The sequence below is a fragment of the Proteus sp. ZN5 genome (assembly GCF_011046025.1).
Taxonomy (GTDB): domain Bacteria; phylum Pseudomonadota; class Gammaproteobacteria; order Enterobacterales; family Enterobacteriaceae; genus Proteus.
Genome location: NZ_CP047639.1, coordinates 1,542,084 through 1,557,443 on the forward strand (window position 1 = coordinate 1,542,084; position 15,360 = coordinate 1,557,443).

Here is a 15,360-nt window from a genome sequence, read left to right on the forward strand (position 1 = left end):
ATTTTCCTTTATTCTTCTACTCTTTGGTTATCCTAATAAAATAACTCTAAGGAGTCATAGTATGAATGATGCTAAGTATGGTGTTCTTTTGGTTAATCTTGGCACACCTGATGCGCCGACAACGGGTGCTGTTCGACGTTATTTAGCACAATTTCTTAGCGATCCTCGTGTTGTTGATGTTTCTCCTTTGATTTGGAAACCAATATTACAAGGGGCGATATTACCGTTTCGTTCACCTAAAGTGGCTAAGTTATACCAACAGATTTGGATGGATGAAGGGTCACCTCTGTTAGTTTATAGCCGAGCGCAACAACGTGCTGTCGCAGAGCGATTACCTAATATACCCGTAGAGTTAGGGATGTGTTATGGCAATCCATCGCTAAATGAAGGGGTTGAAAAGTTATTACAACAAGGTGTTGAAAAGATTATTTTGTTACCGCTGTATCCTCAATACTCCTGCTCCACCTCTGCTGCGGTATTTGATGGTGTTAGTCGCATTTTTAAAGATATGCGCACAATACCTTTTCTTCACTTTATTCGCAGTTATCCTACTCATCCACTTTATATCAAAGCGCTTGTCACCTCTATTGAGAAAAGTTTTCAGCAATATGGAAAACCCGATCGTTTAATTCTTTCTTTTCATGGTATTCCTGAGCGCTTTATCAAAACGGGGGATATTTATTATGATGAGTGTTGCCTCACAACAGAAAAACTAAAACAGCAATTAGAAGAACAGTTAGGTTATCCTAAAGAGCAAGTCATGCTGACATTCCAGTCACGCTTTGGTCGTGAACCTTGGCTATCACCTTATACGGATAAAACGATGGAAAAGCTGGGAAGTGAGGGTGTTGAACATGTGCAGGTTGTATGTCCGGGATTTTCATCTGATTGCTTGGAAACATTAGAAGAAATTAATGAACAGAATCGAGAGTTCTTTATTCATGGTGGTGGCAAACAGTACGAATATATTCCGGCATTAAATGATGATCCAGAGCATATTGACTTGCTAGAAGCGATGATCCGAGAGATATGCGAAAAATAATTACTGAATTCTATAAATAAAATTATCAGATTTGATGATATATTAATTTGATCATATTTCAGTTATATATAAACTTATCTTTTCTCATTTTTTAAGTCTTTTAGTGGGAATCACTAAAAGTGCTGATAAACGGACACTGCATTACATAAATTTAGGCAGGAAAATGAATAGTAAGCTTTCAAAACCACAATCTTCAGAAATTGATAAAGGGCATTTTGACGATTTCTATCTAAAACAGAATGATGAAATCGATCTTTTTGAATTGTTTTCTGTTATTTATAAATCAAAATTTGTCATTATTGGTATCACGTTATTATTTGCTATCGTTGGCTTTACTGTTGCAAGCTTTTTACCACAAAAATGGACGAGCCAAGCTGCAATTACCAAGCCAATGCTTGATGAAATGAGGCAATTAAAAGCAACATTGACTGAGCTTAGTTTAGTGGATGTTGATACAGGTGTGAACGGTTCATCTGTTTATCAAAAGTTTATCAATAACTATAACTCTCGTGTATATCGTGAAGAATATCTGATAAGTACGGATTATTACAAAAATCTGCTGGCTAAAATGGATGAGCCAACACCTTTGGATAAACGTAAATTAATTGAAGAAATTATTATAAAAGACATCAACTTAAGTTCTTCAGATGTTAAAAATAATGAAGAAGAGTTTAGTGGTGAAATTAATTTAAGCTTTACAGCACCAACCCCTGAAGAAGCTTACGATTTACTTTCTGGTTATATTCGCTTTATCTCTACCAAAGTACGTGTAGAAGTAAAAGACGAAATTGATGATCAAATTGAGCGTAAATTAAGTTTCGCGCAAAAAGCCTATGAAATGGATTTAGAGCGTATCGCTAATGCGCGTAATGTTAATGTGCAACGCTTAAAATATGCATTAGAAATCGCAAATGCAGCTGGGGTTAAAAAACCAATTTCCAGTGAAGGCGCACAAATTAAAGATGATCCTGATTACTCTATTGCCATGGGTTCTGATGCGTTAAGTAGTAAATTGGCTATTACAGAAGCGATTGTTGATCCAACAACAGTAAGTGCTGATCTGAAAAACCGTTTATACAATATGAAGCAATTAGAAAAAGTAAAATTGGATGATCTTCAATTTGTACCGTTCAAATATATGTTGAAACCTTACGAACCGACTAAAAAAGATGCACCTAAACGCGCTCTGATTTTAGTTGGCGCCGCTTTTGTTGGTTTCATTCTTTCTGTTATGGGTGTTTTACTAAGCTATATGGCAAGAAGCCGTCGTAAAACTGCATAAAAATATCTTTAAATAAGTAGGTGTACTGACGTACACCTACTGTCTCTCCTATAATATTGTGTTAACATTGCGCATCTTTTTTAGCTGTGTAGCATCGTTCACAATGAAATTCCCTGGCAAACGAAAATCCAAACACTATTTTCCCGTTAGTTTACGAGATCCTCTATTACAACCCATCATCAATATGACGGAGAGCGAATCCTCTCGCGCTTATATCGTGGGCATCGACCAAACATTGGTTGATATTGAAGCGAAAGTTGATGAAGAGTTTATTAACCGTTATAACTTGAGTCAGGGACACTCTCTTGTTATTGAAGATGATGTCGCAGAAGCACTTTATCGTGAATTAACAGACAATAATCTGATAACACACGAATTTGCTGGTGGCACCATTGGTAATACGCTACATAACTACTCTGTATTGGCTGACGACCGCTCTGTGTTATTAGGTACTATGTGTAATAACATTCAAATTGGCAGCTATGCTTATCGTTATTTATGTAACACCTCTAGCCGTACTGATCTTAATTACCTCCAAGGTGTTGATGGCGCCATTGGGCGCTGTTTTACGCTGATCACGGAAAATGGCGAACGCACATTTGCTATTAGCCCCGGTCAAATGAATCAGCTTAAACCTGAAAGTATTCCGGAAGAGGTGATCGCAGAAGCTTCTGCTTTGGTATTAACGGCTTATTTAGTTCGTTGCAAACCTGGCGAACCGATGCCGTTAGCAACCATGAAAGCGATTGAATACGCGAAAAAATACGATGTACCTGTTGTTCTCACCCTTGGTACAAAATATGTTATTGCAGATGATCCACAATGGTGGCGTGATTTCTTAAAAGAGCATGTTTCTGTTGTTGCAATGAATGAAGATGAAGCCTTTGAATTAACGGGACATGCAGATCCTCTCTTGGCTTCTGATGTCGCTTTAGAATGGGTTGATTTGGTGCTTTGTACCGCTGGGCCTGCAGGGCTTTATATGGGTGGTTATACAGAACATAGCTTTAAGCGCCAAACTACACATCCTTTATTACCGGGTGCGATTGCTGAATTTAATCGTTATGAGTTTAGTCGTGCAATGCGCCGTAAAGATTGTGATGAGCCAGAGAAAGTCTATTCTCATATTGAGCCTTATATGGGTGGCCCAGAAAAAATAATGAATACAAATGGTGCGGGTGATGCAGCATTGTCAGCATTACTGCATGATATTACAGCGAATAGCTATCATCGTATTAATGTGCCAAATTCAAGTAAGCATCCTCGGACTTATTTAACTTATTCATCATTAGCGCAAGTGTGTAAATATGCTAACCGAGTGAGTTATCAAGTGCTAAGCCAGCATTCTCCACGCTTGACGCGCGGTTTACCTGAAAAAGAAGACAGCTTAGAAGAGGCTTATTGGGAGCGTTAAGTTTATTTTGTTTCTAAGTCTTGTTTTATCCGAATGAAATAAAAAAACCTATCAACATTTATTGATAGGTTTTTTATTGACTTAAATTTTAAGGGTTTAAGTGGTTATTGGTGTTTGATTATTGCGCTGCACTAGGTGCAATGATTTGTTGACCATTTTCAGGTGTATCATCAATAGCACAACCAAACTCAACTTCTTTAATTAGCATAGCTGCCATTGCAGATGCGGTTTGATCTTCATCGATAATGACGTGATTTGCTCCTTTTTCAAGGATAAAAGAAGCTTCTTCATCATAGTTAGCGCGCACGATAATATCGTCAAAATGAGCACGAACAATGATATTTAAATCAGGGTTCATACTTCTTGCTGTTTCCGCGATATCTGCTGCTTCATAACCATTAGGTATCGTCAGTAATAAAGATTTAGCACAATCAATACGAGCTAAAGCAAGTGACTCTTTAGTTGATGCATTACCCAGTACGGTGTTTAAGCTTTTCTCTTTTAATTCAGCGAATTTATTACGGCTATTTTCGATAATAACTAACGGAATAGATTGAGCTAATAATTTCTCCGAAAGCATGCTTCCTGCACGACCATAACCGACGATAATGGCGTGGCCACAAATATCAACAGGAACAGGCATCTCTTCTTCCAGCTCTTCTTGTTGTAACTGTTCCATTTCTTCTTTAGTTTCTGTTTTTGCCAGATAACGGTCTAATAAAGAGAATAGAACTGGGTTTAGCATAATAGAGACTAAAGCACCGGCTAAAACAAGGTTACGTGCATCTGGCTCTAAAACGTTCAGTGCGACACCAAGACCTGCAAGAATAAAGGCAAACTCACCAATTTGAGCAAGGCTGGCTGAAATGGTTAAGGCGGTGCGTCTGGAATGTCCAAACATTCGCACAAGGACTAATGCAGCGGCTGATTTACCAATAATAATGATAGCCAGTGTTGCTAAGATACCTAGTGGATGCTCAATTAATACCATTGGATCAAATAGCATACCGACAGACACAAAGAACAGTACAGCAAAGGCATCACGCAGCGGTAAAGTATCTTGAGCCGCTCTGTGGCTTAACTCAGACTCGTTAAGTACCATACCTGCAAAGAATGCACCTAATGCGAAGGAAGCATCAAATAAGGTTACAGCGCCATAAGCGATACCTAAAGCAAGAGCGAGTACACTCAGGGTAAAGAGCTCACGAGAGCCCGTTGCCGCGGTTTTAGCTAAAACCCAAGGGATCAGTTTACGACCCACAATCATCATGATTAAGATAAAGGCAACAACTTTACCGATTGTAATACCTAAATTGATCATGAGTTCAGAAATACTGGTTTGATCGCTACTTTCCAGCATATTGGCAATCGCAGGAAGTAGTACAAGGGCTAACACCATGGCTAAGTCTTCAACAATCAACCAACCAATAGCAATTTGACCTCGCTGGCTATCAATCAAGCCTCTTTCTTCAAGCGCTCGTAACAGCACAACAGTACTTGCTGTTGATAGACATAAGCCGAATACTATGCCACTAAATAAACCCCAGCCAAAAAATGCTGATAGTCCCAATCCTAATAGTGTTGCCACTGCAATTTGAGCAATAGCACCCGGAATAGCGATAGCTTTTACGGCCATCAGATCTTTTAATGAAAAGTGTAAACCTACACCAAACATTAGCAGAATGACGCCGATTTCAGCGAGTTCAGGGGCGAGAGATGTATCAGCAACAAAGCCGGGAGTAAATGGGCCAGCGAGTACACCCGCAGCAAGATATCCTACTAAAGGTGAGATTTTTAGCCGTTGAGCGATCATGCCTAAAATGTAAGCAAGTGCTAACCCACCAACTATGGTGGTAATAAGGGGTGTTGAATGCGGCATCAATTCTCCTTCTTTTTATAAAACTACATGTATCGGGGGGGCGAGTATATAGCAGGCGGATAGTTTAACGTATTCATGCAATAAATTCGCTAAAAATTATCGATTATTTATAAAAATAGCAAGTTGATTGAGTTTTTTGATGCAAATGCACTTTTTTATGTTATTTTAATCAGTCTTACCTTTTAAAGTAAGAATTACCCTGTTATCGGTTCATTTCGATAACAGGGAGAATTACAGCTTATTCAGTTTTATCTACCCCAATATTAGGAAGAAAAATGGTGAAAATACCTAATAGTGGGAGATAGGCACAAATATGATAAACATATTCAATACTTTTCTGGTCGGCAATATATCCTAAGACAGCAGCACCAATCCCTCCCATCCCAAAAGCAAGCCCAAAGAAAAGCCCTGAAACCATGCCTGTTTTACCCGGAATTAACTCTTGAGCATAAACTAAGATAGCAGAAAATGCTGAAGCTAAGATCACACCAATAAATACAGTCAGTACGCCAGTCCAATAAAGGCTGGCATAAGGGAGTATCAGCGTAAAAGGTGCAACACCAAGAATAGATCCCCAAATTACATACTTTCTTCCAATTTTATCGCCTACGGGACCACCAATCATGGTACCCGCAGCAACAGCAAAGAGGAAAACAAACAGGTGAATTTGTGCATTTTGTACTGAAACGCCAAATTTATGTATTAAATAGAAAGTATAGTAGCTGCTGATACTTGCAAGATAAAAATACTTAGAAAAAATCAGAATAAGTAAAATGGCTAAAGAGCCCAAAAGAGCCTTACGTGGTAATATTGCTTTGTTATTTAGTGCTTTGGGCTGTTTTTTCTGAGCTTCTTGTTGAATTTTATACCAACGGCTAACTTGTAATAGCACCACAATGGCCAATAACGCAGCAAGAGAGAACCAACCAACATTTCCTTTTCCATAAGGTGCAATCAGTAAAGCGGCTAAAAGAGGGCCTAAAGAGCTACCTAAATTACCGCCTACTTGAAATAGTGATTGTGCAAGTCCGTGTCTTCCACCTGATGCCATTCTAGCAACACGAGATGATTCAGGATGAAAAACCGATGAGCCAGTACCAACTAATCCTGCAGCAAGTAATAACATTGGGAATGTATCTGCAAAGGCGAGAAGAATAAGCCCTGTCAGTGTAAAGCCCATACCAATAGGTAATGAGTAAGGTTTAGGATATTTATCAGTATAGAGGCCAATAAAAGGCTGTAATAAGGATGCTGTAATTTGATAGGTCAACGTTATCATCCCTATTTGCACAAAACTGAGTGAAAACTCTGATTGCAACATAGGGTAAATAGCTAATATCAATGATTGGATCATATCATTGAGAAGATGTGAAAAACTGATAGCAGTTAAAATACTAAAAACGGTATTACGCTTATTGGTTTTTCGTTGTAAAGCATCGGTTTCTTCTATGGGAAGCGATGGATCGGCATTGCTCATTTTAATTCCCTGTCACATTATTTTGTTAATAAATTGTTTCTATTTTTATTGGTCTAGTTTACATCTATTTGGAGTTGAGTGCTTTTGTGAGAAATAGAGTTTGATTCATGTCTCAAAAAAACTATTGGATCAATGAAATAATAAAAAAATTATATAACCTACGTCATAAAATACAGCAAAAGTATTTAACTTCTGTCTTCTTTTTCTACAGTAGAACCATGGCAGAACCTTCTCAATAAATAATATACATGGGGATATACCATGAGCTTATCTTTTAAATTATCAGCATGCGCATTAACGGTTTCTTTAGCGATGGCGCCTGCGATGTCTCAGGCATGGGAAAAGGATAAAACCTACGAAATTACCATTTTGCATACCAATGATCACCATGGACATTTCTGGCATAACGATCGTGGCGAATATGGTTTAGCGGCACAAAAAACGGTTGTTGATGATATTCGTAATGAAGTGGCTAAAAAAGGCGGTAGCGTACTGCTATTATCTGGTGGTGATATCAATACCGGTGTTCCAGAATCTGATTTACAAGATGCAGAGCCTGATTTTAAAGGTATGAATCTTGTGGGTTATGATGCAATGGCACTTGGTAACCATGAATTCGACAACCCATTAGATGTTTTACGTCAACAAGAGAAATGGGCAACATTCCCATTCTTATCTGCAAATATTTATCAAAAAAGTACAGGCGAGCGTTTATTCAAGCCTTATACCATTTTTGATAAGCAAGGTGTCAAAATTGCAGTATTAGGTTTAACGACGGATGATACCGTACGTATTGGTAACCCAGCGAACTTCCCTGATACCGAATTCCGCAAACCTTCTGATGAAGCTAAAAAAGTGGTAGAAGAGCTGCGTACAACGGAAAAACCAGACATTATTATCGCAGCAACTCATATGGGTCACTACGATGATGGTAATCATGGCTCTAACGCACCGGGTGATGTGGAAATGGCGCGTGCATTACCAAAAGGTTACCTTGATATGATTGTGGGTGGTCACTCACAAGATCCTGTTTGTATGTCTCAAGAGAACAAAAACTACAAACAAGCTGATTATGTACCTGGAACACCTTGTGCACCAGATAACCAAAATGGTACATGGATTGTTCAGGCTCATGAATGGGGTAAATATGTTGGTCGTGCAGACTTTGAATTCCGTAATGGTGAATTCACGTTAAAACATTACCAATTAATCCCAATCAACTTAAATCAAAAAGTGAAGAAAGACGACGGTACAACTGAGCTAGTCTACTACACGAAAGAAATTCCTCACAACCCAGAAATGATGAAACTACTGACGCCTTATCAAGAAAAAGGTGGTGAGCAACTGAATGTTAAAGTCGGTGAGGTTGTTGGTAAATTAGAAGGGGATCGTAGTAAAGTTCGCTTTGTTCAAACCAATATGGCACGTCTATTATTATCAGCTCAAGCTGAACGTGCGAATGCAGACTTTGCAATTATGAGTGGTGGTGGTGTGCGTGATTCTATTGAATCTGGTGATATCACTTACAAAGATGTACTGAAAGTACAACCATTTGCGAACGAGCTGGTTTATGTTGATTTTAAAGGTGAAGAAGTCGAGCCTTATCTGTCAGCTGTTGCATGTATGAAAGTAGACTCTGGTGCTTATGCTCAATTCTACAATGTTAGCTTAACAGTAGATGCAGACTGCAAAGTTAGCGATGTTAAAATTGCTGGTAAACCATTAGATAAAACGAAGTCTTACCGCATGGCGACATTAAACTTTAACGGTATTGGTGGTGATGGTTATCCTAAGATTGATGTTCATCCTGCATATGTAAATACCGGTTTTGTTGATGCTGAAGTGCTAAAAGGTTATATCGAAGCACACTCTCCGTTGAAAGCGGATGATTTCGAACCTAAAGGCGAAATTGTTTACAAAAAATAAGCTCAATAATTAACGCTTATATAGAAAAAAGGCGACATTAATGTCGCCTTTTATTTTAGATCTAAATTACGTTAATTTCTTATTTTGAGGATGCACCTTAAAATAAAAAATCATTAATGATTATGACTCTTTACGAATAAGTGCAAATTGAGCACCTAATACAGTACCTAAATCTTTTGCTGATAATTCAATATCTAAACCACGTTTGCCACCAGAAACAAAGATAGTGTCAAATTCAAGGGCTTGTTCATCAATTACTGTTGGTAGGCGTTTTTTCTGACCTAATGGGCTGATACCACCCACTAAATAACCTGTTACCTTTTGTGCAATTTGTGGATCTGCCATATCTGCTTTTTTTGCCTTAAAGCACTTAGCAACAAGTTTTAAATCTAACTGACCAGAAACGGGTGTTACTGCAACAGCAAGATCCTTAGCATCACCATTTAAAGAAACTAACAGTGTTTTGAATACTTGACGATTATCCAAACCTAATTTTTCAACGGCTTCATCACCAAAATTATGGACATTAGCATCATGCTCATAAGGATGAAGGGTAAATTTGATTTTTTGTTTTTCCAGTAAATTTACTGCGGGAGTCATAGCTATTCCTACTTATAAGGTTAGAACAATATTTTTATGCTTGGTGCGTTAATAAATCGATCAAATTCTCTTCACCAAATAAATGAAGGGCACCTACTGTCACTACATAACGACCAGTCGGTAATTTTGATAATATGCTTACCCATTTTTGGTTACGGCTTTCCATTAAAATATCAAATACAGCTTTACTAAAGGTATTCGGTAAAGGCGGTTGTTTTTCTCTACTATTATAATTTAACCACCAATTGATCATGATTTGCAATGTACGTGCGTTCTCGTGCCAATTTTTTAATGTGTCTTCGAGTAATTGCTGACCATCTTCAGGGAAATTTAATAATAATGCGACCTGACTCTCAATGCCTTCGAGTTCAATAATCCTTTTCTTGTGTTCATTAGCATGTTGGATAACTTGATAATCAACGCCGTATTGCGGTTGTAATCCAAGTTGCATCGCTTGGGTAGATTGTAAAATCAAAGCAATTTGCCAAAGAGGCTTATTGTCGAGCTGATAAAGAGAAAGTGAAAGATCTTCACAATGCTGTGTAATCTGAGAAAAAAGAGGTGTATTTAAGCGCGTTTCTAGTGACTCCCTAAAAAGAGATGCTTGCTCAAAAGGTTGAACGTCAGTTGAAATATCAGCTTCAACAATAATAGCATCTGCATTTTTTATTTCATTGATAAGCACGTTGGAGAGTGGTGACATTGTAGGAACACCCATATGGATACTACCCACAAGGTGTAAAGAGACATTATTAGGCAACGTAATATCAACGGCGGGATAAGGGTAATGGACAGTATTTTTTATTCCTACCCAATGTTTGATTTTCTGAAAAATACCCGTCATTGATATGCTCCTTTGAGTATAAAATCACAAAGTTTTAGCATAACGGATTTGAACTGGAATGAAACAACGAAAACTAAGCTTTACTTAGCTTTCGCTGTTTTTACGTTATTTACCAGTTTATGCCAACACCGCCAGCAGAAACCCAATTTGATTCATTCCATGCAGTAGAGGCTCTCACTTTAATATTTTCGTTAATACGGTATTGCATACCCCAAGCAAGCGCTGTTGCATTACGATAATTACCAATGCCAATAGCAGTACTAAATGTGGCAGAATCAGTAAACGGTAAATTACTCATGGCTGCCACAGATGCAATACCTTGATTGGCACGTTTCTCAACTTTATAAAAGCGGTTTTGAGTATCAGATTTAAAGTGTTCAAAATTCTCTTTAAGTGCATTAAATTGGCTTCTACCTGTTGATTGCTCAGTATATAAATGAGAAAGATGACTTTTTAAATGTAATCTAATACCATTAACATTAACGTCGTTAATCGTATTTTCTTTTATTTCATTGATTTCTGATGTGTTATTAAGAATGCTATTTCTATTTCTTTCAATATGACTTTCATTTTTAGAAATTTTATTTTTGTTTTTTTCTATAGAGCTAATGTTATCTGTGATTTTTTCTATGTTATTTTTAACAGCATCAGCATTGGCTGTAATATCTAGTTTATTTTCTTTGGAAAATTCAATCCCCGCCAGAATATCGATTTCATGCTGATTGATATTATTGGTATTCTCTTTGATTTTTTTTTGTTGATATTCAATCTCTTCTTTTGTTCTTTGTTTGTAGTCTTGAAGTAAATTGTTAATTAAATGGTCTTCTTGTTCTAAGTTTTTTACAATTTGATTTATTTTTTTATCGGTATTTTCATCTAAAATAAAAAGTGATGAGTTTTGGGTTTCAATATTATCAATGTGTTCATAAAGATCTTCTTGATTATTTATTTTTGCTAAATCTATTCCTGGTTTCTCTGTTGAGGTAATTACTATTGCTTTATTTTTTCTTATAATATCAATAACTTTATCACGGTTTAATGAAAGATTTTTATCTCCTTTTTTTATAAATAACGAAGTGAAATAATTGATGGCTTCACTCTTAAAAAGTGTATCATCAGCTTTTATTTCAATATATCTATTACTATTAACTATATTGTTCTTAATGTATTCAGGTGCATCTCGAATATTTTTTTCTTTAAGGTGGTTTGCGAGACCTATTGCTATTCTTTTATCTAGTTTGATTTTATATGTATTTTTATTTAAATCACTTACTTTTACATAAGAGTCACTAACTATTTTATCAAATAGAGGATTGTTTACGAATTGGTGATGTTCTTTTAATGGGTCATATTCGAGAGTAATTAACTTATCTCCATTACTATTATTTCCTATTGTATTTGAAAATGCATTTGCTGAATAAATTAAAGATAAACCAATAATAAATATTTTTTTATATTTCAATTTCAAATCCTTTTGAATCTAAATGATATTTTTTAATGTTCAACTTTAATTATTTTAATTTTTTATTTTTATTTAACTATAAATAAATAACCTTATTGTTAAGGTGTTTTTCATATCAACGATATGTTTGTTTTATGAGCAATGAAATTTAATGAAAAATTGATAAGATATTGCTATTCTAGCGTTAAGAGGGCGGAATAATGACTCTCTTGTATAATGAGAAATTCCTCTTTGACTGGCCGATAGAAATATCGGCTTTTTTTTAACCTTTTGAAAATATTAATAATGATTAATAGATAATAAAAAATAAGATAATAAAAACCCCCTTTTATCGATAAGTAAAAAGGGGGGAGGAAATGCTTTATTAAGTATTATTGCTTGGGTTTAAAACGCAATAAACGGTTTGCATTGCTTACAACAGTGATTGAAGATAGCGCCATTGCAGCACCTGCAACAACAGGGTTTAATAATGTACCTGTAAATGGGTATAAAATACCTGCAGCAATGGGAATACCTAAGCTGTTATAGACAAAGGCACCAAATAGGTTTTGCTTCATATTACGTAGTGTACCTTTTGAAATCTCAACAGCATCAGCAACACCATGTAGACTATGACGCATCAACGTAATTGCTGCGGTTTCAATGGCTATATCACTACCACCGCCCATTGCAATACCGACATCTGCTTTAGCTAATGCAGGTGCATCGTTAATACCATCACCAATCATTGCCACACGACGACCTTCCGCTTGAAGCTCTGTAATCGCTTGTGCTTTACCTTCAGGCATAACACCAGCAATAACTTGATCAATACCCGCTTCTTTTGCAATTGCATTTGCTGTAATCGGATTATCTCCCGTTAACATCACGAGGCGATAACCTTGATTATGTAAACGCTGTAATGCACTTACAGTATCTTCTCTAAGAGGATCACGAATAGAAAGTAATGCCGCAATTTTGCCGTCTTGTGCTAATAAAACAGGGGTAACACCTTTGGCAGCTTGGGAATCAATCAATGAATTAACTTCACTAATATTAACACCAGATTCAACCATCAATTTAGGGTTACCTAAAAGCACGGTTTTACCCTTAATTTCGCCACTTAAGCCCATACCAGCTAATGTACGGAATTTATTTACTTCCGGTAAATCAATGCCTTCAGCACGCGTTAATATAGCTTTGGCTAATGGATGATTAGAGCCATTTTCCAATGATGCAGCCAATGCAAGTGCTTGAGTATCACTTATTTGATTGAAAGTATGAATTTCAGTGACTTGAGGTAGACCTTCTGTCAGCGTTCCTGTTTTATCAAAGACTAAAGTATCTAGCTTACTGGCTTGTTGTAGAGCATCTGCATCACGGACTAACACACCATATTCAGCAGCACGGCCGACACCCGAAATGATCGACATAGGTGTCGCCAGACCTAAAGCACAAGGACAAGCGATGATAAGAACAGTTGTGATAATCACAAGTGCATAGGTAATTTGTGGAGAAGGGCCAAAGAAATACCAAATAGCACCTGCAACAAGCGCGATAACGACAACGACAGGTACAAATACACCTGAGATTTTATCTGCTAGCTGACCAATTTCAGGTTTACTGCTTTGCGCTTGGCGAACTAATTTAATAATACGAGCCAGTGTTGTTTTACTTCCCACTGCCGCAGCTTTAAATAGGACAGAGCCATCTTGAACGGTTGTTCCAGCATGAATAGTATCACCCACTGTTTTTTGCTGTGGAATTGGCTCGCCTGTCAGCATTGCTTCATCCATCCACACTTCACCTTGGATAATTTCACCATCAACGGGGACTTTATCACCTGTTGCTAAACGTAAAGTCATTCCTTGTTTAACATCAGCCAATGGCATTTCGACTTCACCGTTTTCAGTTATCACTCTTGCTGTTGGTGGAGTTAAATCTAATAGTCGTTCTAGCGCTTTAGATGAACGCTGGCGCGCTCTTTGCTCAAGCATATGCCCCAGGTTGATTAACCCGATAATCATCGCACTGGCTTCATAATAGAGATGTCGAGCTTGAGCTGGGAACACCTCTGGCCATAAATTCACGGTAATGGAATAAAGCCAGGCTGTTCCTGTCCCTAATGCAACGAGGGTATCCATTGTTGCACTGCGATTTTTTAAACTCTGCCATGCGCTACGATAGAAATGCCCACCAGCAACTACCATAACAAACAGCGTTGCAATACCAATGCCTAACCAGATGTTGTGATTAGCTTCGGACAGCATCATATTGTCGCCGATCATTCCCCAAATCATGACAGGAATACCAACGACTAACGCTAATGCCGCTTGCCAACGAAAACGTTTCATGTTGGCAACGGCGACTTCTTGCTGACGCTCTCTGCGTTTTACATCATCTTGAATAATTTCAGCACCATAACCTGCTTTTTCAATGGCAGTTACAAGTGCATCATGATCGATTTCACCTGTTACTAATGCACTACGTTCAGCTAGATTGACACGCACATTTTCAACGCCATCAACGGATTGTAATGCTTTGTGAACCTTGTTTACGCAACTCGCACAAGTCATGCCATCAATTAAAAGCTGAACACTGTCGTCATCGTCAGTGTCGATTTCAGCGCTATTATCAATATCAGCATTCTCAACTGGAATATCACAAACAGCCGCTGACGATGCTTCCAGTTGTGCATGCGTTTGCGTCAGCGGCTCAGTTTTTGGGAAATCAGTACCTGCTAATTGAGCTTCAAAACCCGCTTCTGTAATGGCGTTGATTAACGTTTCAGTGGTTGCAGAACCAGTCACTTTTGCATGTGTCAATTCAACTTCAGCTGTTTCAACACCCGCAGTATTTTCTAGTGCTTTTTTCACTGAATCGACACAGTGACCACAATTTAAGCCCGATAGAGTTAAATGAATTGCGTTGTCAGCGGGCGCTAAGCTTGCTTGAAAACCTTCAGCCGTAATCGCAGCAATTAAAGTATCCGCAGCTGCGCCACCAAAAATTTCAGCAGACTCTTTTGTTACATTAACGGCTACAACACCTTCAATAGCTAATAATGCTTTTTCAGTTTTACCAACACACTTCATGCAATTAAGTCCGCTTAGACTTAATTTTACATCAGGTTGTGTCGCAACACTGGCTTCATAGCCAGCATCTTCAATTGTTTTTATTAAGCTTTCAGCAGTTGCATCGCTGTCAATTTTAGCGTATTGAATAGTCACTATCGCCTGCTCTATGTCATTGCGAGCATCAAGTGCTTTTTTTACACTGTTAACACAGTGAGAGCATGAAAGTCCTTGCAATGAGAGTAATATAGTTTTTGCCATGTTAGTTATCTCCATCATAAAAGCGTTACCTCTATTATTGCGCAATATTCGGTAACTTGCTTTCTTTAAAGGTTTTTTCTTATCAGAGATAAAGGCTAAACCTTTCCGCAAGGGGAAGGT

10 protein-coding genes are annotated in these 15,360 nt (G+C 37.6%); 4 read left to right on the top strand and 6 right to left on the bottom strand.

Annotated features, from left to right (window positions below):
- The first annotated feature begins 61 nt into the window (after positions 1–61).
- The 3 genes from hemH to GTK47_RS06970 all read left to right on the top strand — a co-directional run bounded on the left by hemH (position 62) and on the right by GTK47_RS06970 (position 3,738).
- The gene (hemH, locus tag GTK47_RS06960; protein ID WP_165122554.1) at positions 62–1,042 is read left to right on the top strand and encodes a ferrochelatase; all 981 of its coding nucleotides are present in this window, start codon (positions 62–64) and stop codon (positions 1,040–1,042) included.
- 163 nt (positions 1,043–1,205) lie between these two features.
- Positions 1,206–2,324, top strand: a complete 1,119-nt coding sequence (wzz(fepE), locus tag GTK47_RS06965) for an LPS O-antigen length regulator Wzz(fepE) (protein ID WP_165122555.1) — start codon at positions 1,206–1,208, stop codon at positions 2,322–2,324.
- Between the two features lie 103 nt (positions 2,325–2,427).
- Entirely contained in the window at positions 2,428–3,738 is a 1,311-nt protein-coding gene (locus GTK47_RS06970) for an inosine/guanosine kinase (RefSeq protein WP_088494776.1), read from the top strand.
- A 118-nt stretch (positions 3,739–3,856) separates the two neighbouring features.
- On the opposite strand, the gene ybaL is transcribed toward GTK47_RS06970, so the two are convergent.
- Complete coding sequence (ybaL, locus tag GTK47_RS06975; protein WP_165122556.1) at positions 3,857–5,617, bottom strand: YbaL family putative K(+) efflux transporter; 1,761 nt, start codon at positions 5,615–5,617, stop codon at positions 3,857–3,859.
- A 238-nt stretch (positions 5,618–5,855) separates the two neighbouring features.
- Positions 5,856–7,094 carry an MFS transporter gene (locus GTK47_RS06980; RefSeq protein WP_165122557.1) on the bottom strand — a complete coding sequence of 413 codons (1,239 nt, stop codon included), beginning with the start codon at positions 7,092–7,094 and terminating at the stop codon, positions 5,856–5,858.
- A gap of 261 nt (positions 7,095–7,355) precedes the next feature.
- Here GTK47_RS06980 and ushA point away from each other — a divergent pair, with 261 nt between their 5' ends.
- Positions 7,356–9,020, top strand: coding sequence for a bifunctional UDP-sugar hydrolase/5'-nucleotidase UshA (gene ushA, locus GTK47_RS06985; RefSeq protein WP_165122558.1), 1,665 nt, complete (start codon positions 7,356–7,358; stop codon positions 9,018–9,020).
- Positions 9,021–9,140: 120 nt separating this feature from the next.
- On the opposite strand, the gene ybaK is transcribed toward ushA, so the two are convergent.
- From ybaK to copA, 4 genes are all read right to left on the bottom strand, one after another.
- Complete coding sequence (ybaK, locus tag GTK47_RS06990) at positions 9,141–9,620, bottom strand: Cys-tRNA(Pro)/Cys-tRNA(Cys) deacylase YbaK (protein WP_165122559.1); 480 nt, start codon at positions 9,618–9,620, stop codon at positions 9,141–9,143.
- A gap of 34 nt (positions 9,621–9,654) precedes the next feature.
- Complete coding sequence (locus GTK47_RS06995) at positions 9,655–10,464, bottom strand: TraB/GumN family protein (RefSeq protein WP_165122560.1); 810 nt, start codon at positions 10,462–10,464, stop codon at positions 9,655–9,657.
- A gap of 109 nt (positions 10,465–10,573) precedes the next feature.
- On the bottom strand, positions 10,574–11,926 hold the full coding sequence (locus tag GTK47_RS07000) for a YadA C-terminal domain-containing protein (RefSeq protein ID WP_241256077.1): 1,353 nt from the start codon (positions 11,924–11,926) through the stop codon (positions 10,574–10,576).
- A gap of 371 nt (positions 11,927–12,297) precedes the next feature.
- A complete protein-coding gene (gene copA / locus GTK47_RS07005; protein WP_165122561.1) occupies positions 12,298–15,240 on the bottom strand; it encodes a copper-exporting P-type ATPase CopA in 2,943 nt (980 codons plus the stop codon).
- Positions 15,241–15,360 lie beyond the last annotated feature (120 nt).